Below are 21,254 nucleotides of genomic sequence, written 5' to 3' on the forward strand. Positions count from 1 at the left end.
ATGGTGATACCACGAGCTTTTTCTTCTGGTGCGTTATCGATCTGGTCGAATGCACGAGCAGAACCACCGTAGGTTTTTGCCAGAACGGTAGTGATTGCAGCGGTCAGCGTTGTTTTACCATGGTCAACGTGGCCGATAGTACCGACGTTAACGTGCGGTTTTGTACGTTCAAACTTTTCTTTAGACATCGATTGTCCCTCTAAGACACGGATAAATCGGTGATATCACCACATCAACCAGGCGAAATGCCTGAATTGTTGAATACAGTAAAATTGAAACAGAGAGAAACGGGAAGGAGAAGTGAAGTGGTGCTGATACCCAGAGTCGAACTGGGGACCTCACCCTTACCAAGGGTGCGCTCTACCAACTGAGCCATATCAGCACGTATTGGAGCGGGCAGCGGGAATCGAACCCGCATCATCAGCTTGGAAGGCTGAGGTAATAGCCATTATACGATGCCCGCATCCTGAAACTCGGCTACCCAGTTCTTTCTGTAACAAAAAAAGAGATTTCTCTCTTTTTCAGTTTGAGCTGGCTAATTTTTCCAACCAGCTCCGGCGGCATTTACGCTGCCAGAAAGTGGTGGTGGGGGAAGGATTCGAACCTTCGAAGTCTGTGACGGCAGATTTACAGTCTGCTCCCTTTGGCCGCTCGGGAACCCCACCGGACTTGATGGTGCCGACTACCGGAATCGAACTGGTGACCTACTGATTACAAGTCAGTTGCTCTACCTACTGAGCTAAGTCGGCATCAAGTAGCGCGCATTCTATGGATACCTGCGCGGTCATGCAACTAAAAATTTGCATAAAACGTTCTTTCGCTCACATTTTATGCTAACAGCGTGTTGAGCGCTGTAAAAGTAGTCATTCACGGTCAAATAATCAACATGTAAGGGGTATTTGCACTGTAAACACCGTAGCGTGACGGCCTCCGCGTAACGCAGCGCTTTCCATCTTTTTTCTTATTATTCCTGTCATCTGGTGTTAACCTCCTGCCCATTGTCCAAAATTAACTGTGTGATGAGCCACGATCCGGCAGTTTAATGCTGGCTCACTGAAGCATGCTTATGAGCAAAAAAGAGCAAACGTTAATGACGCCTTATCTTCACTTTAACCGCAGCCAGTGGGCTGCCCTGCGTGATTCCGTCCCTATGACGCTGACGGAAGGTGAAATCGCACGGTTAAAAGGGATAAACGAAGATCTGTCCCTTGAAGAAGTGGCAGAAATTTATCTCCCCCTCTCGCGCTTGCTTAACTTCTATATCAGCTCGAACCTGCGTCGTCAGGCGGTGCTGGAGCAGTTTCTCGGGACGAACGGTCAACGCATTCCTTATATCATCAGTATCGCAGGCAGCGTGGCCGTGGGTAAAAGTACCACCGCACGCGTCCTGCAGGCGCTGTTGAGCCGCTGGCCGGAACACCGCAGCGTGGAGCTGATCACGACCGACGGCTTCCTGCATCCAAACGAAGTATTAAAAGAACGCGGGCTGATGAAGAAGAAAGGCTTCCCGCTCTCTTATGATATGCACCGTCTGGTAAAATTTGTCTCCGATCTGAAATCCGGCGTGCCTCACGTGACGGCGCCGGTCTATTCGCACCTGATCTACGATCGCATCCCGGGTGGGGATAAGACGGTGGTCCAGCCGGATATTCTCATTCTGGAAGGTCTCAACGTGCTGCAAAGCGGCATGGACTATCCTCACGATCCGCATCACGTCTTTGTCTCGGATTTCGTCGATTTCTCTATTTATGTCGATGCGCCGGAAGACCTGCTGCAGAACTGGTACATCAACCGCTTCCTGAAGTTCCGTGAAGGGGCATTCACCGATCCGGATTCCTATTTCCACCACTATGCTCAGCTTTCTGAAGAAGAAGCGATCAACGTGGCCACGGGACTGTGGAATGAGATCAACTACGTCAACCTCAAAGAGAACATCCTGCCGACGCGCGAGCGTGCGAGCCTGATCCTCACCAAGAGCGAGAAGCACGCCGTCGACCAGATTCGCCTGCGGAAATAATCAATCAGACATAAAAAAACCGGCTTAACGCCGGTTTTTTTCGTTATGCGTGTGGCTTCTCGCCATTTTCATCCTGATCGACCGCGAAGCAGGCAACCAGCTGGCCGCCATAATCCTTCAGCTGCGGCTGGAGCTGGGTGCACGGGCCAAAGCGGCGGCTGCAGCGGGCGTTGAATGCACATCCCGGAGGCGGATTCAGCGGACTTGGCAGTTCACCCGTCAGCTTAATACGCTCACGACGATCGTCCGGGTTCAGACGCGGCGTCGCAGACAGCAGCGCCTGGGTATACGGGTGACGAGGATTATTAAAGATCTGGTCTTTGGTCCCCTTCTCCACGCAGCGCCCCAGGTACATCACCATCACTTCATCAGCAATGTGCTCCACTACCGACAGGTCATGGGAGATGAACACGTAAGACAGCCCCAGCTCCTGCTGCAGATCCATCATCAGATTCAGCACCTGCGCACGTACGGATACGTCGAGCGCGGAGACCGGCTCATCGGCAATCACCACGTCCGGATCGAGCATCAGCCCGCGCGCGATAGCAATACGCTGACGCTGGCCACCGGAGAACATGTGCGGATAGCGATCGTAATGCTCGGTTTTGAGGCCGACCTTCGCCATCATCGCCAGCGCTTTTTCACGGCGCTGCTCTTTGCTCAGATTGCTGTTAATCAGCAGCGGCTCTTCCAGAATCTGTCCCACTTTTTTACGCGGGTTCAGCGAACCATACGGGTTCTGGAACACAATCTGGATTTTCTGGCGACGCAGCTTCTGCGCCTGCGGATCGTGCTTGAGTAGATCTTGCCCCTGATAATAGAGCTCACCGCCGGTCGGCACTTCAATCATCGTCAGCAGACGGCCCAGCGTGGATTTCCCGCAGCCTGACTCTCCCACCACCGCCAGCGTTTTACCGCGTTCGAGGTTAAAGGAGACGCCGTCCAGCGCTTTCACCAGGCGTTCAGGGGCAAACAGTCCCTTCTTCACCGGGTAGTATTTTTTCAGGTCGATGGCCTGCAACAGCGGCTGTTGCGTGGTGGCCTGTTGCGTACTCATAGTGTTGGCCTCCCGGCATCATCGAGTGGGTAGTGGCATTTCGACTGACGACCATCAGCCAGCAGGTTCAGATCTGGCTCCTCCGCCCGGCATTTGTCCGTCGCATATGGACAGCGCGGATTGAGCAGACAGCCCTGCGGACGGTCATATTTACCCGGCACCACACCCGGCAGCGACGCCAGACGCGCTTTGTCCTGAGCAAACTCCGGCAGCGCGCGTAAAAGCGCCTGGGTATACGGGTGACGCGGCGCGCGGAAAATATCGTGAGAATTTCCGGTCTCAACCACCTGGCCCGCATACATCACGATGATTTTGTGCGCGGCTTCGGCCACCAGCGCCAGATCGTGCGTAATCAGCACCAGCGCCATATTCTCTTTCTGCTGCAGCTCCAGCAGCAGTTCGATGATTTGTGCCTGAATAGTCACATCCAGCGCCGTCGTCGGTTCATCCGCAATCAGCAGCTTTGGCCGACAGGCAATCGCCATCGCGATCATCACGCGCTGGCTCATCCCACCGGAGAGCTGATGCGGGTAAACGTCCAGGCGCGATGCCGGGTCAGGAATACCTACCTGGTTCAGCAGATCGATCGCGCGCTGGCGACGGGTTTTCTTATTCCCACCCTGATGCACCTTAATCGCTTCCATAATCTGGAAACCAACGGTGTAGCAGGGGTTAAGGCTGGTCATCGGATCCTGGAAAATCATCGCCACTTCGGCGCCAACCAGCTGGCGGCGCTGTTTTTCAGAAATGCGCTTCAGATCCTGACCGTTGAACTGTAGGTTTTCCGCCATCACGCGGCCCGGGTAATCAATCAGCCCCATGATCGCCAGTGAACTCACCGACTTACCGGAACCGGACTCCCCGACAATGCCAACCACTTCGCCCTGATTTACGCTATAGCTGATGCGGTCCACGGCGCGAAACGGGGTGCCTTCATCGCCGAAGTGCACCGATAATTTATCTACATTTAATAACGCCATCTCGTGCCTCTTACTGCTTCAGTTTGGGATCAAGCGCATCACGCAGGCCATCACCCATCAGGTTAAATGCCAGCACCGTCAGCAGGATTGCCAGACCCGGGAAGGTGACAACCCACCAGGCGCTTTGTGCGAACTGCAACACGTCGGAGAGCATGGTGCCCCACTCCGGTGTTGGCGGCTGCGCACCCATGCCCAGGAAGCCAAGAGCGGCCATATCAAGAATGGCGTTAGAGAAACCGAGCGACGCCTGAACGATCAGCGGCGCAAGGCAGTTAGGGAAGATATTCACGAACATCTGGCGCATCGCACCGGCCCCCGCCACACGAGAGGCGGTAACGTAATCGCGGTTCACTTCCACCAGCACCGCCGCACGGGTTAAACGTACATAGTGAGGAAGCGCCACGAACGTCAGCGCCAGGGCGGCATTACCGATCGACGGACCAAAGATCGCCACCAGCACCAGGGCCAGCAGCAGGCTTGGCAGCGCCAGCATAATGTCGACGATACGCATGATGATGTTATCAACGATACCGCCGAAGTAACCGGCAACCAGGCCGAGAACGATCCCCATAATCAGGGAGAGCACCACCACCAGGCAGCCGACCAGCAGCGACAGGCGCGCGCCGTACATCAGACGCGACAGCACATCGCGGCCCACGTCATCGGTACCGAGCAGGTGCGCCAGGCTACCGCCGTCCTGCCACGCAGGTGGCGCGAGCAGCGCATCGCGGAACTGGTCCGCCGGGTTATACGGTGCGAGGAAGTTCGCAAACACCGCAATCAGGATCATGATAGCGACATACACCAGCCCTACTACCGCACCTTTATTGCGCTTGAAGTAGTGCCAGAATTCCTGCAGCGGAGTCATCGGAACCGGTGCAGCGACCACTTTATTTTGAGTGACTTGTGACATGATGGTCCCTTACTTCTTATGACGAATACGCGGGTTCACCACGCCGTACAGCAAATCGACCAGCAGGTTGACGAGGATAATCATCGTCGCGACCAGCAGTACACCGCCCTGCACAACCGGATAGTCACGGCGCTGCAGCGCGTCAATCAGCCAGCGGCCCAGGCCCGGCCAGGAGAAGATGGTTTCGGTCAGAATCGCCCCCGCCAGCAACGTCCCCACCTGGAGACCGATAACGGTCACCACCGGCAGCATGGCGTTACGCAGCGCATGGACGATAATGACGCGCATGCGCGTCAGGCCCTTGGCGCGCGCGGTGCGGATGTAATCCTCACCCAGCACTTCCAGCATCGATGAACGGGTCATACGCACGATCACCGCCAGAGGAATGGTCCCCAGCACCATGGCAGGCAGGATCATGTGCGCGACGGCATCCATGAAGTTGCCCTCCTCGCCCCAGATAGCCGTATCAATCAGCATAAAGCCGGTGAGCGGGTTGGAGTCATCCAGGAAGACCATATCGCTAACGCGCCCGGAGACCGGGGTCAGGTTAAGCTGCACCGAGACCAGCATGATCAGCATCATGCCCCACCAGAAGATAGGCATGGAGTAGCCGGTCAGCGCCAGGCCCACGGCGGTATGGTCAAAAATAGAGCCACGCTTAACGGCTGCCAGTACCCCAACCGGGATACCTACCGCAGTAGCGAAAATCATGGCGCAGACGCCAAGCTCCAGCGTCGCTTTAAAACGCGGCACGAACTCGTCCCACACCGGAAGACGGCTTTTCAGCGAAATCCCTAAATCACCGTGCAGCACGCCCCAGATATAGTGGAGATACTGCTGCCACATCGGCTTATCGAGACCGAGTTCAGCCAGCAGCTGTGCATGGCGCTCAGGGGAAATACCACGCTCGCCCGCCATAATCATTACCGGGTCGCCGGGGATCATATGGACGAAGGCAAAAGTGAGAAGGGTGATACCGATAAACGTGGGGATAACAAGTCCCAGACGTCGGAGGATGAACTGCAACATAACCCGGATTCTCTCTGATGACGCACGACCAGTGGCGTGACGTCTGTATTGCTCACAAATGTAAATTTCTTCTCCCTTGAGAGAAGATGAGGGTGAGGGGATGCATGCACGCCCCTCACCCCTGCCCTCTCCCGGAGGGAGAGGGAAAACACCCTACTTATTATTCAACAGATACGTTCTCGAAGTGGTGTTTGCCCAGTGGATCAACCACGTAGCCCTTCACTTCTTTACGCACTGGCTCGTACACGGTGGAGTGAGCAACAATCAGCGCCGGAGCCTGATCGTGCATAACAACCTGAGCCTGCTTGTACAGTTCAATACGTTTGTTGTGATCGTCCGTCGCACGTGCCGGCTGGATCAGGTCTTCAAACGGCTTGTAGCACCAGCGAGAGTAGTTAGAACCGTCTTTTGCCGCCGCGCAGCTGAACAGGGTGGCGAAGAAGTTGTCCGGATCCCCGTTATCACCGGTCCAGCCCATCATGACTGCCTGGTGCTCACCCGCTTTGGCGCGCTTCAGGTACTCGCCCCACTCGTAGGTCACAATCTTGGCCTGAACGCCAATCTTAGCCCAGTCAGCCTGAACCATTTCTGCCATGCGGCGTGCGTTCGGGTTGTACGGACGCTGTACCGGCATCGCCCACAGCTCGACGGTGAAGCCTTTATCCTGGCCCGCTTCTTTCAGCAGCGCTTTCGCTTTCTCAGGATCGTAGCTGTAGTCTTTAACGTCGTCGTTATAGCCCCACATGGTTGGTGGGATCAGGTTTTTGGCTGCAACGCCAGCGCCCTGGTAAACCGCCTTGATGATCGCTTCTTTGTTCACCGCGTAGGTCAGCGCCTGACGCACTTTCACGTCATCAAACGGTTTCTTCTCGGTGTTGAAGGAGAGATAGCCCACGTTCAGGCCAGCCTGCTCCAGCAGGTTGATGTTCTTGTCCTGCTTCATGCGGGCAATGTCAGCCGGGTTCGGGTATGGCATAACCTGGCATTCGTTTTTCTGCAGTTTTGCATAACGCACGGAAGCGTCAGGCGTAATGGAGAAGACCAGACGGTCGATCTGCGGCTTGGTGCCCCAGTAGCCTTCGAACGCTTTGTACAGAATGCGGGAGTCTTTCTGGTACTGCAGCAGCTGGAATGGACCGGTACCGATTGGGTTCAGGTCGACTTTTTCCGGCGTACCGGCTTTCAGCATGTTGTCCGCGTACTCTTTGGACAGAATTGAAGCAAAGTCCATGGCCAGGTCAGCCAGGAACGGCGCTTCCGGACGCGTCAGCACGAACTGAACGGTATTGTCGTCCACTTTCTTCACTTCAGAAATCAGATCCGGCAGGCCCATCCCTTCGAAGTATTCATAGCTGCCGCCAGACACTTTGTGGTACGGGTTCTGCGCGTTTTTCTGACGATCGAAGGAGAACACAACGTCGTCGGCGTTAAAGTCGCGCGTTGGTTTGAATTCTTTGCTGTCCTGCCACTTCACGCCTTTGCGCAGGTGGAAGGTATAGGTTTTGCCGTCTTCGCTGACGTCCCACTTCTCTGCCAGCCCCGGAATCACTTCCGTGGTACCGGTTTTGAATTCAACCAGACGGTTATAGATCGGTACAGAGCTTGCGTCGTAAGTCGTACCAGAGGTAAAGAGCTGTGGGTTAAAGCCTTCCGGCGAGCCTTCAGAACAGTAAACCAGGGTTTTTGCCTGTACGCTTGCTGCCACGGTCATAGCCACCAGGCTCAGACCAAGCTTCAGCATCCCTGACTTCTTCAAGGAAATACTCATTATTCTGCTCCAATGTGATGTTTTGCTTTGTTGTGTTACGCCGCCAGACCTTTATTTATTTTTTACCCGGTCCGGTCGGTGATGCCCGAAGGCTTTAAAGGGATGGAGAATCCTTTCAGAAGAGCGTTTGAGTTGCAGCGCAGATCGTCCCTGAAATGCCCCTCATGCCCTACAATCTGTCAACAGAATGTGAAAACGTCAATACAGGTGACGGGGATTTACGCTGAGTGTGAGAAACCGCAAACAAAGATTAAAAAAACTATGTATGCCAGTTTTCAGCAGGGAAATTTATGCTACTCGCTATCCTGCAGCACAAGTCTCTTCATATTTCGCAACAATCAGTGATTAACTTTTATTCAGAATGGGTAAATTTTCTTGCAGAATGGTGATTATCTGAGCACTAAATTCCATGAACGCTAAAACGCACAGCGAAAAATGCTGAGGTTATCCATAAGCAACGCGAAAAAAGATCAATCTATATATAAAAAAATACAATGGATTATGTCACAAAATCGTTAACAGGCAGGAAGAAGCGGACCTAAGGGGCGTTTTGGATACTCTGACGGGATAAGGTCATAATGCAAAAAGGGCTAACCTTGCGGTTAGCCCTTTTCAGAATGTGGTCGGCGAGAGAGGATTCGAACCTCCGACCCACTGGTCCCAAACCAGTTGCGCTACCAAGCTGCGCTACTCGCCGAATGCGGAGCGCATCTTACTGCTGAGGTGCGCCCCCGTCAATCCCTTATTTTCAAAAAGCCATTCAACTGGCGATATTCTCGCCAGAGCAGCTACTGCGCGGCTTTTACGCTGTTAGCAGGGAGTTTACACCAGTTGTTGTTTTCGTTAATCCCACCGTTCGGTGAGGTATAGCCGAGACAACCCATAATGGTGTCGTACAGCTCAACGTGACGACGCGGCACCTTCATCTCCGCCTCTTTCTTCAGCTGAGCAAACATCTTCGCCTTCTCCGGGTTTTCCAGGTACTTATCCGACATCCACATGATCATCGGCACGCGGAACTGTTCAGGCGGTGCCAGCTTGCGCGGCGTACCGTGCAGATGCTCTTTCTCGTTGATAGATTCACCGTGGTCTGCCGCATAAATCACAATCGCTTTCTTATCGCGCAGCTGGTCGATCACCCGGCTCAGGAAGGTATCCACATACAGCACCGAGTTATCATAGGCATTGATCAGCTCCTGCTTGCTGCAGTCTTTATTAATGCCCACGCACTCAGGCTGCCACTTCGCGAAATCACGCGTGTAGCGCTGGTAATAGCTGTAATGCGACCCTTTGGTATGCAGAATAACCAGATGCTTACCCTGCGGATGGTTCTTGAGGGATTGCGACATTTCTTCCAGCAGCAGCATGTCGTCGACGTTTTTACCGCGGTTACGCGGTTCGGCGCCAATCTGCTCACGGTACGCGATATTATCTGCCAGGGTATTGGTGTAGAACCACATCTCACTTTGCATGGCGAACAGGTCTGAGCTAAATCCAAGCTGCTTCAGCACGGCAAAGACGTTTTGCTCTTTCAGCGTACGCTGCGGGTTATCGCTTGCACCGCCTTCGCGAACAAACATACAGCGCAGCGAAAGCTTGGTCGCGGTATCGCAGGAGTAACCCCGGTACGCCAACAGGTTCTTCTCCTGCGCCAGCTTTGGCGTGGTATCCCGGTTATAGCCGAGAATGCCCATATGATCCCAGCGCGTCGTTTCGCCAATGACAAAAACGACGTACGTATCATCAAGCCCGTCGGCTGGTGGCTGGTAGGTGAATTTTTTCAGTGGATTGATCAGCGACTTCACATCACCGGATTCATCCGCCTGCGCCCAGGCATACAGACCTAACGCTGACAGCCAGTTAGACGGCAAATAGGAGTTTGCCACCACGCCGCCATAGCTTGGCATATCCACGCCCGTCGCTTTTTCGACGCGTTTTTGCTGCGTTTCCATCAGGCGGATAGGTGCCCATACCAGCAGACCGGCCAGCAGGACGACAACGATATTGCGGATCCGCTGTCCACGCGTGCGCAGCTGGCGTAACAGCGTATAGCGGCACGTATTGTTCCAGATAAAGAACAGCGGGATCAGACAGGTTAAAACCGTCCAGACAATAAAGCCTTTCCCTACCACCTCTTTCGAGAGATCGATATCCGTGGTCATCACCGAGGCAACTATACCGTACCCAATGACCACGTTCATAAAGGTCATGTAATAGCTTGCGGCGGCAGAAATAATCACCACCAGCGAGGCCAAAATTTGCCATGTACGTCGGCCAAACAGGGACAGCAGGCGTAAGAGGAAGAAGGTAGCGAGGACGGAGCCGAACACTTCAATTGCGGCAAAAATACAATTACTTACGGTAAGGTTTTCGAAATAACCTTCCACTCTTCTGAACAGTACCGCGCCATTCAGAAATAATCCGATATAGACAGCCAGCATCAGACACAATCTTTGCTGGGTAAGAGACCTAATGTATTTCATGCAAACAACCCTGGGGGAAGGGGTATAAAGACCCGTCGAATCTCAAAGAGAAAGCGGACAGAGTAAGTAAATGCGTAAGGAAGCGTTATGAGAAACGTCTACAAGCGCGGTAAGTAGACCACAGCGGGAGAGAAAAGTGGCAGCAGAGAGTGTGATCGGTGTAAATTTTTACAAAATATCGAGACGGGAAGCGTCTCGCATAAAGACAAAAGAGGCCACAGAGGCCTCTTTCATACCGCTTACGCATGCGCTTCTTTGAATACTTCGCGCTGCGGCTGGCGAATCGTGGTTGAGAGCGCCAGCGAGATAATCAGCAAGGCAAATATTACGCAGAAGGTCACGTAGAACCCGCCGAACAGGGAGGCAATCAGCGAGCCGCAGATACTGCCGATCCCGAAGCCCAGATAGATAACGCCGTAGTTTTTCGCCAGATTGTTCAGGCCAAAGAACTCGCTCACCAGTGACGGGAAGACGGTAATGGTGCCACCGAAGTTAAAGGCCACGCAGGCAATCGCCGCAAAGAAGGTAGCTTCATTCAGCGGAGCGAACAGCAGCGCCGCCATACCGACCAGCGAGACCACTTGCCCAATCGTAATCACGCGGATGCGGGCAATTTTGTCAGACAGAATACCGAGCACCAGACGACCGGAGAGGTTGGCAATGGAGATGACCGTCACCGCGTTCGCCGCCGTGGCCGCATCCAGCTTCACCATGCCCTGCGCGATATCCTTCGCCACGCCGATAACATACAGACCGCTCATGCAGGCAGTCAGGAACATTACCGCCAGCATCCAGTACTGTGGCTTACGCATGGACTGCGCGAGGGTGAAGTCGTTCTCCACCACGCCGTTCACGGATTTGACCTCCTGCTGCGGCGCATCTTTCATCAGCGTGGCGCCGAACAGAATCATCACCAGCACGATTGCGCCCCAGATCATAAAGGTTTTTTCGAGGCCGACGGACGCCAGCAGATGGGAGTCGATAAATTTGAACCCGAGGCTGCCCAGGCCATAAGAGCCGATGGCAAACGCGGAGATTAAACCTTTACGCTCCGGGAACCACTTCACGCAGTTCGACAGGGTCAGCAGGTAACCTGCGCCATCGGCCAGCCCCACCAGCACGCCGGCGCTCAGCCACAACATCATCAGATTGCTGGAATGCGCCGTCAGGAAAAAGCCCAGACCCAGCAGGATGCCGGACGCCATGGTCACGCGCTTCACGCCAAAACGCTCCTGCAGCTTACCCGCGACGGAAGACGAAATCGCCAGACCCAGGCTCAGCAAACCAAAGGAGAACGCGACCTGGCTGACCGGCGCGCCGAGTTTGTCGGAAAGCGCGCTGTTGAACAGGCTCCAGGTATAGACCGACCCCAATGCAAACTGAGTGACGATGGTGCCAAAGAGCGTGAGCCAGCGCGTGCGGTTATAGGTTGATGTGTTCATGGCAGTTGTCCTGCAAGAGAAATTAAGGAAGTTCGCTGAGGACAACGATAAACAAAACCTTAAAACACCTGGGGTAAAACGGCATGAAATGCAGGCGGAACGGAATGAAATGCCTGGAATCGGGAATGAATGACCTGGCACGGGAATAAAGCGATAGCATGTTAGTATCTGCTATCACTGTAAAGCCCGTGGTTATTGTATTCGAGATGTTACCGTAACGTTTAAAAAAGTAACAACTCTAGAAATTTGCGCTGACGCCGAGTGTGTATAAAAACTCCTCACCGGTGGTGGTGTGCTCCCCCTGAGCCAGCGACGCATAGGCCGCCATGCGCGTGTTAAAGGGAATATCCGTTCCCACGGTGACATCCATCCAGCTACCGTTTTGGGCAGGAGCTGGCGTTTGCGGCATGCCAAACTGCGATTTCCACTGGTTTTCACCAAACTGCTGGTTATAGCTAATCTGCGCCCACGGACGGAGATCGCCATACTGGGTATTCACGCGCCACCCCAGCGTGCTGACGCTGGCATGCCAGAGCGGGTCGGTAATTGCTTGCGTCGACGCGCTATCACCAAACTCGTTGATCATCATGGGAGTCGTGCCGTCGTACCGCCATGCCACCACCGGGCCGGTGGTGATGCGTGCTGAAACGGGAAAATTCCAGCCCACGCTCATTGCCCCCTCCGTCGTTCTGCCAGACGGTATATTCAGGGCAAGTCCCGGCGCGTTCTGCGAAGACTGAATACGCTCAGCCAGAATATCCTCATAACGCGGTTGGTGATCCGCGTCCCATGTATAGCGTTCCGCCGTATTATTCTGGGCGTCTGAAACGATATATTCCTGTTGCCAGGCAGACGCTGTATTACAAAAGAACAGGCAGGCTGAAATTCCCACCAGGCCAGAAGCAGCATGGCGACCACTGATTTTTTTTATCATCATCAACGCGACCCCAGAGAGAGCCGAATTCGGCGATATTTGTCGTTATTCAGGAAGAGCTTAGAGAGCATATGGCCCTGTATTAACTATTGTCTTTATAGTAAACACGTCAAGCCAGTCAGAACGAAATTTTTGCGAAATCAGTATCAATAAGGGAGATGACGGATGGAACGTTGCGGTTGGGTAAGCCAGGATCAGCTTTATATCGACTATCACGATCGGGAATGGGGCGTGCCGGAAAGGGATGGCAAAAAGCTCTTCGAGATGATCTGCCTGGAGGGCCAGCAGGCGGGGTTATCATGGATTACGGTACTGAAAAAACGTGAAAATTACCGCAACGCTTTCCATCAGTTCGATCCTGTCGCCGTCGCCGCGATGACCGATGAAGATGTGGAACGACTGGTGCAGGACGCCGGCATCATCCGCCATCGCGGTAAGATCCAGGCCATCATCGGTAACGCACGCGCTTACCTGGCGATGGAGCAAAACGGCGAATCATTTTCAGATTTTGTCTGGACGTTTGTGAACAACAAACCGCAACTCACCCAGGCCGCCACGCTCGCGGAAATCCCGGCCTCCACCCCGGCCTCGGATGCGCTCTCGAAAGCACTGAAAAAACGCGGCTTTAAGTTTGTCGGCTCCACCATCTGCTACGCCTTTATGCAGGCCTGTGGCCTGGTCAATGACCACGTTACCGGCTGCTTCTGTCATCCGGGAGGCCATCATGATCCGCAAATGGCAAAATGAGAATACCGCGCCGCTTTTGAGCCTATGGCTTGAAAGCACCACGGAAGCGCATCCGTTTATCGAGCCGGGTTACTGGAAAGAGAACGAGGCTATGGTGCGGGACGTTTACCTGCCGTCTGCAGAAACCTGGGTCTGGGAACAGGACGGCGAACCTTGCGGATTTATCAGCGTGATGCAGTCTCAGTTTGTCGGCGCCCTGTTTGTGGCGCCGTCATGCATCGGGAAAGGCATCGGGCGCGCGCTGCTGAACCATGTTCAACAGCGCTTCTCGCACTTAACCCTGGAGGTGTACCAGAAAAATGTCCGGGCGGTGAATTTCTACCATGCTCAGGGCTTTCGCATTGAAGACAGCGCCTGGCAGGATGATACTCAGCACCCGACATGGATCATGAGCTGGCAGGCGGATCAAACGCCGTTAAGGTAAGCTCGGGCCCCTCATATTTCTCGACCCAGGCCAGCGCCGTGTTCCCTGCGCAACCATTCCCCAGCTTCGAGCTGGGGAGATCTTTGGTCAGCACGTTAACCGCCCCGTTTTTACAGATACCGCCCTCGGCGGGCTCAAGGTCGGGCCATGCGCCCTGATGAATACAGATCACGCCCGGTTTAATCCCGTCGCTCACCACCGCCCCTGCCAGCACCTGCCCGCGCGAGTTCCAGACGCGCACCACGTCGCCGTCCGCAATCCCGCGCGCTTTCGCATCGAGGGTATTCAGCGCGATCGGCTCTCGTCCGGCGACCGCATACTGCTCGCGCAGGGACGTATAGTTAAGCTGGCTGTGCAGACGGTGCGCGGGATGCGCAGACAACACCTGCAGCTGTTCCGGCTGGGCGTTGCCGTGCCACTCATCCGGCTCGAGCCAGGTAGGGTGCGGCGGGCAGTCGGCATAGCCAAAGCTGGCGATGCGCTCACTGTAAATCACGATCTTTCCGCTCTCTGTTTTCAGCGGGTGGTTCTCGGGGTCGCGGCGGAAATCGGCAAAACGGACAAACTTCGCGTTCTGCTCGCTCTCCGGCATCTCGACAATCTGGTTCGCCTCCCAAAACTCAGCGAATGGCGGAAGCGTTACGCCCTGCGCCGCACCGCGCTGTCCGGCAATCTGGTAGAAGGTCTCCAGCCATTGCAGATCGCTTTTCCCTTCGGTGAAACGCTCGCGGCCGCCCGTTTCCCACAGTTCGCTCAGTTCAGCAAACACCTCAAAATCATCACGTGCTTCATCTCGCGGGGCCACTACGCGCTTCATCGGAACCATATGCTGGTTACTGTAGTCACCGGTCATGGTGAGATCGTTACGCTCAAACGAGGTGGTCGCCGGCAGCACGATATCTGCATGCTTAGCTGAACCGGTCCAGAAGCACTCGGAAATCACCACCAGCTCCGGCTTTTGCCAGGCGCGGATCAGGCGGTTGGTATCCTGATGGTGCGTGAAGTTCGACCCGCCCGCCCACCAGACAAATTTAATGTCCGGGAAATGGCGGTCCAGACCGTTGTGCTGATAAAAACCGCCGGGGTTTTCAAGGGCTTCAACAATACGCGCCACCGGGATTTTATCCACGGCATCCACGCCGCCCTGCACCGAGCCCTGCAGAGACGCCAGCACCGCCGCTTTACGCGTGGGGTTGCCGCCGTTAGCAAAGTGATAGGAGAGACCAAAACCACCGCCCGGCGTGCCGATCTGCCCAAGCATCGCGGCAAGGGTCACCAGCATCCAGTGTTTTTGCTCGCCAAACTGCTGGCGCTGCATTCCCCAGCCGGACATTAACATCGTGGTATTTTTATGGAACAACGCCGCCAGTTCGCGGATTTTCTCCGCAGGAACGCCACAAATATTTGTCGCCCACTCTGCCGTTTTCGCAATCCCATCGGATTGACCCGTCAGGTAGTCGGCGAATTTATCGAAACCGGTGGTACAGCGCGTCAGGAATTCGACATCGTGCCAGCCGTTCTCCACCAGGGTATGGGCGATACCCAGCATCATTGCCACGTCGGTGCCCATATGCGGGGCAACCCACTCGGCGCTGTCGCCAAAGAAATCCATGGTTTCAGAACGCATCGGGTCAATGCAGATGATGCGCTTGCCGCTTTTGCGCAGCGCGTCGAAATACCCAATGCCCTGCTCGTCGCTGGCATTCCATGCAATTTTCAGCGTGTTAAGGGGGTTAGCGCTCCACAGCACGACCACATCGGTATGCTCCAGCACCAGCGGCCAGCTGGTCTGCTGCTGGTACACTTCGTTCCCGCCCACGACGTATGGCATGATCGCCTGCGCCGCGCCGGTGGAGTAATCCCCCAGATGACCGGTATAGCCTCCCGCCAGACTCATGTAGCGCTGCAGCAGCGTCGAGGCTTTGTGCAGCACGCCGTTTGAACGCCAGCCGTAGGACCCGGCGAAAATGGACGACGGACCGTAGCTGTTGCGGATGCGCTTGTGCTGGGTGTGGATCAGCGCCAGCGCGTCATCCCAGCTCACGCGAACAAACTCATCCTGACCGCGAATACCCTGCGGCTTGTCCGGCGAGGCCAGAAAACCTTTACGCACCATCGGCCAGCGCACGCGCGTTTTGCTATGCACCTGATCGCGAACGACAGTCTGTAACGAGTTGGGATGTTGGGTTGGCAGTGCCCCGCGGGACGACAGAACATTTTCGCCATCGGTTTCGACCAGCATCGGACCCCAGTGGGCGGCGGTCAGAATGGTTTTCGTTGAGGTGCTCAAGCGTGCGCTCCTGGTTGCGTGCAGGTTTTACGGCCTTCTTTGCTGAGGCAGTTTATGGTTTGTCACAAATTTCAGAGTTATACCCGGAATTTTCTCCGTATCTGGACGTCATAATCAACTGCCACGCTCGCCGTGGCAAAGAATAAAAAGGATTAAGGAAAGAAGATGAAAAAACGCGTACTCGTTATTGCCGCTCTGGTGAGCGGTGCCCTGGCTGTTTCTGGCTGCACAACCAACCCTTACACCGGTGAACGCGAAGCGGGTAAATCCGGCATTGGCGCGGGTATCGGCTCGCTGGTCGGCGCAGGCGTTGGGGCGCTCTCCTCCTCCAAGAAAGACCGCGGCAAAGGCGCTCTGATTGGCGCAGCGGCGGGCGCGGCGCTGGGCGGCGGCGTTGGTTATTACATGGATGTGCAGGAAGCGAAGCTGCGCGACAAAATGAAGGGAACCGGCGTGAGCGTGACGCGCAGCGGCGATAGCATCATCCTGAACATGCCGAACAACGTGACCTTCGACAGCAGCAGCGCAACGCTGAAACCAGCAGGTGCGAACACGCTCACCGGCGTGGCAATGGTGCTGAAAGAGTACAACAAGACTGCCGTGAACGTGATGGGCTATACCGATAGCACCGGCAGCCAGGATCTGAACATGCGTCTGTCCCAGCAGCGCGCCGACGCCGTGGCCAGCTCGCTCATCACTCAGGGCGTTGAAGCAAACCGCATCCGCACCAGCGGCATGGGCCCTGCCAACCCTATCGCCAGCAACAGCACGGCGGAAGGCAAAGCGCAGAACCGCCGCGTTGAGATTACGTTGAGCCCAATTCAGTAATTGCATTTCCTCCTCTCCCAGTGGGAGAGGGTCGGGGTGAGGGCATCAAGCCCCACACCCCGGCATGAACCACTTGCCATCGTTGATTTTCCCGCTAAGGTATTCTCACTAAATTCAGGGAAATCAGCGATGAGCAAACCAGCCCGGGCCACCATCAGCGACGTGGCGAAAGCCGCCAAAACCGGTAAAACCAGTATTTCGCGCTACCTTAACGGTGAGAAACACCTGCTGTCCGATGCGTTGCTGGCGCGAATTGAACAGGCCATTGCCGATCTCGACTACCGTCCCAGCCTCATGGCGCGCGGGCTAAAACGCGGTCGCACCCGTCTTATCGGACTTATCATCGCCGATATCACTAATCCCTACTCCGTTAACGTGCTCAGCGGTATCGAAGCCGCCTGTCGCGAGAAGGGGTTCACGCCGCTGGTCTGTAATACCAATAATGAAGTCGACCAGGAGCTGCACTATCTCGACCTGCTGCGCAGCTATCAGGTGGAAGGGATTGTGGTCAACGCGGTAGGCATGCGTGAAGAGGGGTTAAACCGCCTGCAGCAGTCCTCTCTGCCTATGGTCCTCATCGACCGTAAAATCCCTGAATTTGCCTGCGATGTCGTCGGGCTGGATAACACCCAGGCCGCGACGACCGCCACCGAACATCTGATTGAACAGGGCTTCGAGGCTATTCTTTTTCTGAGTGAACCGCTGGGGATGGTCAATACCCGTCGCGAGCGCCTGAGTGCATTTCGCGCCACGCTGGAGCGATATCCCGGCGTGATCGCCGAAAATGCCGAAACGCCGCTTCACGAAGCCGGGCAGCTCGACAACACCCTGCGTCAGTTCCATACGCGCCATCGCGGGATGCGCAAAGCCGTTATCTCGGCCAACGGAGCGCTGACGCTTCAGGTCGCCCGCTCGCTCAAGCGCATTGGCCTCCACTGGGGCAGCGATATCGGTCTGCTGGGGTTTGATGAACTGGAGTGGGCGGAACTGGCTGGCGTAGGCATCACCACCCTCAAGCAGCCCACCTGGCAAATTGGCTATGCTGCTGTTGAACAAGTGGTTCGTCGTATTGAAGGCACCAGCGATGCCGTTCGCGAGCAGGTCTTCTCCGGCGAGCTGATCGTTCGTGGCTCCACCGCGCGTTAAATTTCCCTTGTGATAGCGATCATAAATTCAACATCCTGACCTTTTCTTTGGAACCGGTTCCATCTAGCGTAATAGTATTGATATGTTGCGATGGAGTCCGAAGATGGGCAGGAAAATTATGGTGGTCACCGCCGCGTACGGTGCGGAACAGGTGCGACAGGCAGGCGGTCAGCGGGCGATGCTTCCCGTTATTGCAGGCGCAGGGGCAGACGGCGTGGAGATCCGCCGGGAACTGTTCAACAGCGAAGAGCTGCTGGCACTGCCTGCGCTGGGTGAATCCATTGAGCTGCTGGGCCTGCTTGCGTGCTACTCCGCACCCGCCGCCCTGTTTATGCCCGACGGCAACCTCAACCCGGACCTGCCCCGCTATCTTTCTGAAGCCAACACCCTGAACGCCCTGTGGCTGAAGGTTTCCCTGGGCCATTTCCAGGATGCGCAGCCTCTTGACGCCCTGCGTAGCCAGCTTATTGCAAGCGGTATGGCGCTGGTCGTGGAGAACGATCAGACCGACTGCGGGCAGCTCGCCCCCATGCAGCGCTTCCAGGCCGCCTGTCGGGAAATGGCTTTACCCGTCACGCTAACCTTTGACATGGGCAACTGGCTGTGGGTTGGCGATTCCCCCGAAGAGGCCGCGCGTCATCTGGCCCCTGCGGTGAGCTATATCCACGTGAAGGCCGCCGTGCCGCACAAAGATAACTTCCGCGCCGTGGCGCCGGATCGCGCCGATGCGCGCTGGCTGGATCTGCTCGGCCAGCTGCCTGCCGATGCCCCGCGTGGTATTGAGTTCCCGCTGGAAGGGGCGGATTTAACCGCCGTTACCCGCCATTACGTCAACCTGCTGCGCGAGGAGTAAACCATGCACCAGACGCTGGATGTCATCACGATCGGCGAGGCCATGGCGATGTTTGTCGCCACCGAAACGGGCGAGCTGAGCGCGGTAGAGCACTTTATCAAACGCGTCGCAGGCGCTGAACTCAACGTCGCAACCGGCCTGGCGCGTCTTGGCCTGAACGTGGGCTGGGTCAGCCGCGTGGGGGATGACAGCTTTGGTCATTTCGTTCTCGATTCGCTGAAAAAAGAGGGGATTGATGCCGCAGGCGTCACCCTCGACGGACGCTTCCCTACCGGCTTTCAGCTTAAATCTAAGGTCGAAAATGGAACCGATCCCATCGTGGAGTATTTCCGTAAAGGATCGGCCGCAAGCCACCTGTCTGTCGCGGATTACCACACAGATTACTTTGCCGCCGCGCGCCATCTTCACCTGAGCGGCGTGGCGGCCGCGCTGTCTGCCAGCTCGTATGAGCTGCTCGATCATGCCGCGACCACTCTGAAAGGCCAGGGGAAAACCATATCGTTCGACCCCAACCTGCGCCCGGTGCTGTGGAAAAGCGAAGCGGAAATGGTGGAGAAACTGAACCGTCTGGCGTTCAGGGCGGACTGGGTTCTGCCAGGCCTGAAAGAAGGGATGATCCTCACCGGCGAAAGCACGCCGGAAGGCATTGCCGATTTCTATCTGAATAAAGGGGTAAAAGCGGTGGTGCTGAAAACCGGTGCTGATGGCGCATGGTTTAAAACGGCCGACGGCGAACAGGGCGCGGTCGCGGCGGTGAAGGTCGAGAACGTAGTCGACACCGTCGGCGCGGGCGACGGCTTTGCCGTGGGCGTGATTAGCGCACTGCTGGAAGGCAAAACGCTGCCGCAGGCCGTCGCGCGAGGCAACAAGATTGGCTCGCTGGCCATTCAGGTGCAGGGCGACAGCGAAGGATTACCAACGCGAGCACAGCTCGGCGTTTAAATTCCCTCTCCCTGTGGGAGAGGGCCAGGGTGAGGGCAGCAAGCCGCACCAAATAATTAAACCACCGTGTACCCTACAGACAACGGCGGTAACAACCTCAACAACAGAGGCAAGCCTATGAACAGTTCGACCAATGCAGTAAAACGCTGGTGGTACATCATGCCAATCGTGTTTATCACGTACAGCCTGGCGTACCTTGACCGTGCCAACTTCAGCTTCGCGTCTGCGGCAGGGATCACAGAGGACCTTGGCATCACCAAAGGTATCTCCTCCCTGCTGGGTGCCCTTTTCTTCCTGGGCTACTTCTTCTTCCAGATCCCCGGCGCGATTTATGCGGAACGCCGCAGCGTGCGTAAGCTGATCTTCATCTGTCTGATCCTGTGGGGCGCCTGCGCGTCACTGACCGGCATGGTGAACAATATTCCTGCCCTGGCCGCCATTCGCTTTATCCTCGGCGTCGTTGAGGCGGCGGTTATGCCGGCGATGCTGATCTACATCAGCAACTGGTTTACCAAATCTGAACGCTCGCGCGCGAATACCTTCCTTATCCTCGGTAACCCGGTAACGGTACTGTGGATGTCGGTGGTGTCCGGCTACCTGATCCAGTCCTTCGGCTGGCGCGAAATGTTTATCATTGAAGGGGTGCCGGCGATTATCTGGGCCTTCTGCTGGTGGGTGCTGGTGAAAGATAAACCAGCCCAGGCGAAATGGCTTTCTGAAGATGAAAAAGCGGCGCTGCAGGCGCAGCTGGACAAAGAACAGCAGGGCCTGAAGGCGGTACGTAACTACGGCGAAGCCTTCCGCTCGCGTAACGTGATCCTGCTCTGCGCGCAGTATTTTACCTGGAGCATTGGCGTGTACGGCTTTGTGCTGTGGCTGCCGTCCATTATCCGCAGCGGCGGCGAGAACCTCGGCATGGTCGAAGTAGGCTGGCTGTCATCCGTACCATATCTGGCGGCAACCATCGCCATGATCGTCGTCTCCTGGGCATCGGACAAGCTGCAGAACCGTAAATTGTTTGTCTGGCCGCTGCTGCTGATTGCTGCCTTCGCCTTTATTGGCTCCTGGGCCGTGGGCGCAAACCATTTCTGGGCCTCTTACACCCTGCTGGTGATTGCCGGTGCGGCCATGTACGCCCCTTACGGACCGTTCTTTGCCATCATCCCGGAGATGCTCCCGCGTAACGTTGCGGGTGGCGCAATGGCGTTAATTAACAGCATGGGTGCGCTGGGCTCGTTCTGCGGCTCCTGGTTCGTCGGCTACCTGAACGGTGCCACCGGCAGCCCGTCCGCATCGTACATCTTTATGGGGGTGGCGCTTTTCGCCTCCGTGTGGCTTACTCTGATTGTTAAGCCTGCTAATAATCAACAACACCCTGTCGGCGCTCGCCACGCCTGAATC

The 21,254-nt window shown here is 55.9% G+C and carries 18 protein-coding genes and 5 tRNA genes; 8 read left to right on the top strand and 15 right to left on the bottom strand.

Annotation, left to right across the window (positions count from 1 at the left end; all coding sequences use genetic code 11):
- The 5 genes from F0319_RS14370 to F0319_RS14390 all read right to left on the bottom strand — a co-directional run.
- On the bottom strand, positions 1 to 188 hold a 188-nt coding region (locus F0319_RS14370), incomplete at its 3' end, for a GTP-binding protein (protein ID WP_044347782.1).
- 118 nt (positions 189 to 306) lie between these two features.
- Positions 307 to 382, bottom strand: a tRNA-Thr gene (locus F0319_RS14375).
- A 6-nt stretch (positions 383 to 388) separates the two neighbouring features.
- A tRNA-Gly gene (locus F0319_RS14380) sits at positions 389 to 463 on the bottom strand.
- A gap of 117 nt (positions 464 to 580) precedes the next feature.
- Positions 581 to 665: transfer RNA gene (locus F0319_RS14385), tRNA-Tyr, on the bottom strand.
- A gap of 8 nt (positions 666 to 673) precedes the next feature.
- Positions 674 to 749 (bottom strand) — tRNA-Thr (locus tag F0319_RS14390).
- Between the two features lie 317 nt (positions 750 to 1,066).
- Here F0319_RS14390 and coaA point away from each other — a divergent pair.
- Positions 1,067 to 2,017, top strand: a complete 951-nt coding sequence (gene coaA / locus F0319_RS14395) for a type I pantothenate kinase (protein WP_021242480.1) — start codon at positions 1,067 to 1,069, stop codon at positions 2,015 to 2,017.
- A 43-nt stretch (positions 2,018 to 2,060) separates the two neighbouring features.
- Here the strand turns inward: coaA and dppF are convergent, their stop codons facing one another.
- From dppF to F0319_RS14440, 9 genes are all read right to left on the bottom strand, one after another.
- Positions 2,061 to 3,074, bottom strand: coding sequence for a dipeptide ABC transporter ATP-binding subunit DppF (gene dppF / locus F0319_RS14400; RefSeq protein WP_032644494.1), 1,014 nt, complete (start codon positions 3,072 to 3,074; stop codon positions 2,061 to 2,063).
- The gene (dppD, locus tag F0319_RS14405) at positions 3,071 to 4,054 is read right to left on the bottom strand and encodes a dipeptide ABC transporter ATP-binding protein (protein ID WP_149367242.1); all 984 of its coding nucleotides are present in this window, start codon (positions 4,052 to 4,054) and stop codon (positions 3,071 to 3,073) included. Before dppD ends, dppF begins: the two co-directional genes overlap by 4 nt.
- Positions 4,055 to 4,064: 10 nt before the next feature.
- Positions 4,065 to 4,967 carry a dipeptide ABC transporter permease DppC gene (gene dppC, locus F0319_RS14410; protein WP_111964354.1) on the bottom strand — a complete coding sequence of 301 codons (903 nt, stop codon included), beginning with the start codon at positions 4,965 to 4,967 and terminating at the stop codon, positions 4,065 to 4,067.
- 9 nt (positions 4,968 to 4,976) lie between these two features.
- The gene (gene dppB, locus F0319_RS14415) at positions 4,977 to 5,996 is read right to left on the bottom strand and encodes a dipeptide ABC transporter permease DppB (protein WP_008502770.1); all 1,020 of its coding nucleotides are present in this window, start codon (positions 5,994 to 5,996) and stop codon (positions 4,977 to 4,979) included.
- A 160-nt stretch (positions 5,997 to 6,156) separates the two neighbouring features.
- A complete protein-coding gene (gene dppA, locus F0319_RS14420; RefSeq protein ID WP_111964353.1) occupies positions 6,157 to 7,764 on the bottom strand; it encodes a dipeptide ABC transporter periplasmic-binding protein DppA in 1,608 nt (535 codons plus the stop codon).
- Between the two features lie 620 nt (positions 7,765 to 8,384).
- Positions 8,385 to 8,461 (bottom strand) — tRNA-Pro (locus F0319_RS14425).
- 91 nt (positions 8,462 to 8,552) lie between these two features.
- Positions 8,553 to 10,247, bottom strand: coding sequence for a kdo(2)-lipid A phosphoethanolamine 7''-transferase (gene eptB / locus F0319_RS14430; RefSeq protein WP_111964352.1), 1,695 nt, complete (start codon positions 10,245 to 10,247; stop codon positions 8,553 to 8,555).
- 239 nt (positions 10,248 to 10,486) lie between these two features.
- Positions 10,487 to 11,689, bottom strand: coding sequence for an L-lactate MFS transporter (locus tag F0319_RS14435; RefSeq protein ID WP_115876657.1), 1,203 nt, complete (start codon positions 11,687 to 11,689; stop codon positions 10,487 to 10,489).
- 238 nt (positions 11,690 to 11,927) lie between these two features.
- Positions 11,928 to 12,626, bottom strand: a complete 699-nt coding sequence (locus F0319_RS14440) for an autotransporter domain-containing protein (RefSeq protein WP_115876658.1) — start codon at positions 12,624 to 12,626, stop codon at positions 11,928 to 11,930.
- A gap of 162 nt (positions 12,627 to 12,788) precedes the next feature.
- Between F0319_RS14440 and tag the strand changes: the two genes are divergently transcribed.
- On the top strand, positions 12,789 to 13,370 hold the full coding sequence (tag, locus tag F0319_RS14445) for a DNA-3-methyladenine glycosylase I (protein ID WP_111964349.1): 582 nt from the start codon (positions 12,789 to 12,791) through the stop codon (positions 13,368 to 13,370).
- The gene (locus F0319_RS14450) at positions 13,348 to 13,794 is read left to right on the top strand and encodes an N-acetyltransferase (protein ID WP_149367243.1); all 447 of its coding nucleotides are present in this window, start codon (positions 13,348 to 13,350) and stop codon (positions 13,792 to 13,794) included. The genes tag and F0319_RS14450 overlap by 23 nt, the downstream gene beginning before the upstream one ends.
- On the opposite strand, the gene F0319_RS14455 is transcribed toward F0319_RS14450, so the two are convergent.
- Complete coding sequence (locus F0319_RS14455; RefSeq protein WP_240168104.1) at positions 13,757 to 16,036, bottom strand: molybdopterin guanine dinucleotide-containing S/N-oxide reductase; 2,280 nt, start codon at positions 16,034 to 16,036, stop codon at positions 13,757 to 13,759. The genes F0319_RS14450 and F0319_RS14455 overlap by 38 nt on opposite strands.
- Before the next feature lie 213 nt (positions 16,037 to 16,249).
- On the opposite strand from F0319_RS14455, the gene F0319_RS14460 reads away from it, so the two are divergent.
- From F0319_RS14460 to F0319_RS14480, 5 genes are all read left to right on the top strand, one after another.
- Complete coding sequence (locus F0319_RS14460; RefSeq protein WP_149367245.1) at positions 16,250 to 16,912, top strand: OmpA family lipoprotein; 663 nt, start codon at positions 16,250 to 16,252, stop codon at positions 16,910 to 16,912.
- A gap of 129 nt (positions 16,913 to 17,041) precedes the next feature.
- The gene (locus tag F0319_RS14465) at positions 17,042 to 18,058 is read left to right on the top strand and encodes a LacI family DNA-binding transcriptional regulator (protein ID WP_008502761.1); all 1,017 of its coding nucleotides are present in this window, start codon (positions 17,042 to 17,044) and stop codon (positions 18,056 to 18,058) included.
- Positions 18,059 to 18,161: 103 nt separating this feature from the next.
- A complete protein-coding gene (locus tag F0319_RS14470) occupies positions 18,162 to 18,911 on the top strand; it encodes a sugar phosphate isomerase/epimerase family protein (protein ID WP_111964346.1) in 750 nt (249 codons plus the stop codon).
- A 3-nt stretch (positions 18,912 to 18,914) separates the two neighbouring features.
- Positions 18,915 to 19,853, top strand: a complete 939-nt coding sequence (locus F0319_RS14475; protein WP_149367246.1) for a sugar kinase — start codon at positions 18,915 to 18,917, stop codon at positions 19,851 to 19,853.
- Between the two features lie 117 nt (positions 19,854 to 19,970).
- On the top strand, positions 19,971 to 21,251 hold the full coding sequence (locus F0319_RS14480) for an MFS transporter (protein WP_111964344.1): 1,281 nt from the start codon (positions 19,971 to 19,973) through the stop codon (positions 21,249 to 21,251).
- The last annotated feature ends 3 nt before the right edge of the window (positions 21,252 to 21,254 follow it).

This window comes from Enterobacter vonholyi, from assembly GCF_008364555.1.
Lineage (GTDB): Bacteria > Pseudomonadota > Gammaproteobacteria > Enterobacterales > Enterobacteriaceae > Enterobacter > Enterobacter vonholyi.

Coding starts and splice junctions, on each gene's coding strand:
- coaA (WP_021242480.1), top strand. CDS start 1,067: ATGAGCAAAAAAGAGCAAACGTTAATGACGCCTTATCTTCACTTTAAC.
- dppF (WP_032644494.1), bottom strand. CDS start 3,074: ATGAGTACGCAACAGGCCACCACGCAACAGCCGCTGTTGCAGGCCATC.
- dppD (WP_149367242.1), bottom strand. CDS start 4,054: ATGGCGTTATTAAATGTAGATAAATTATCGGTGCACTTCGGCGATGAA.
- dppC (WP_111964354.1), bottom strand. CDS start 4,967: ATGTCACAAGTCACTCAAAATAAAGTGGTCGCTGCACCGGTTCCGATG.
- dppB (WP_008502770.1), bottom strand. CDS start 5,996: ATGTTGCAGTTCATCCTCCGACGTCTGGGACTTGTTATCCCCACGTTT.
- dppA (WP_111964353.1), bottom strand. CDS start 7,764: ATGAGTATTTCCTTGAAGAAGTCAGGGATGCTGAAGCTTGGTCTGAGC.
- eptB (WP_111964352.1), bottom strand. CDS start 10,247: ATGAAATACATTAGGTCTCTTACCCAGCAAAGATTGTGTCTGATGCTG.
- F0319_RS14435 (WP_115876657.1), bottom strand. CDS start 11,689: ATGAACACATCAACCTATAACCGCACGCGCTGGCTCACGCTCTTTGGC.
- F0319_RS14440 (WP_115876658.1), bottom strand. CDS start 12,626: ATGATGATAAAAAAAATCAGTGGTCGCCATGCTGCTTCTGGCCTGGTG.
- tag (WP_111964349.1), top strand. CDS start 12,789: ATGGAACGTTGCGGTTGGGTAAGCCAGGATCAGCTTTATATCGACTAT.
- F0319_RS14450 (WP_149367243.1), top strand. CDS start 13,348: ATGATCCGCAAATGGCAAAATGAGAATACCGCGCCGCTTTTGAGCCTA.
- F0319_RS14455 (WP_240168104.1), bottom strand. CDS start 16,036: ATGCTGGTCGAAACCGATGGCGAAAATGTTCTGTCGTCCCGCGGGGCA.
- F0319_RS14460 (WP_149367245.1), top strand. CDS start 16,250: ATGAAAAAACGCGTACTCGTTATTGCCGCTCTGGTGAGCGGTGCCCTG.
- F0319_RS14465 (WP_008502761.1), top strand. CDS start 17,042: ATGAGCAAACCAGCCCGGGCCACCATCAGCGACGTGGCGAAAGCCGCC.
- F0319_RS14470 (WP_111964346.1), top strand. CDS start 18,162: ATGGGCAGGAAAATTATGGTGGTCACCGCCGCGTACGGTGCGGAACAG.
- F0319_RS14475 (WP_149367246.1), top strand. CDS start 18,915: ATGCACCAGACGCTGGATGTCATCACGATCGGCGAGGCCATGGCGATG.
- F0319_RS14480 (WP_111964344.1), top strand. CDS start 19,971: ATGAACAGTTCGACCAATGCAGTAAAACGCTGGTGGTACATCATGCCA.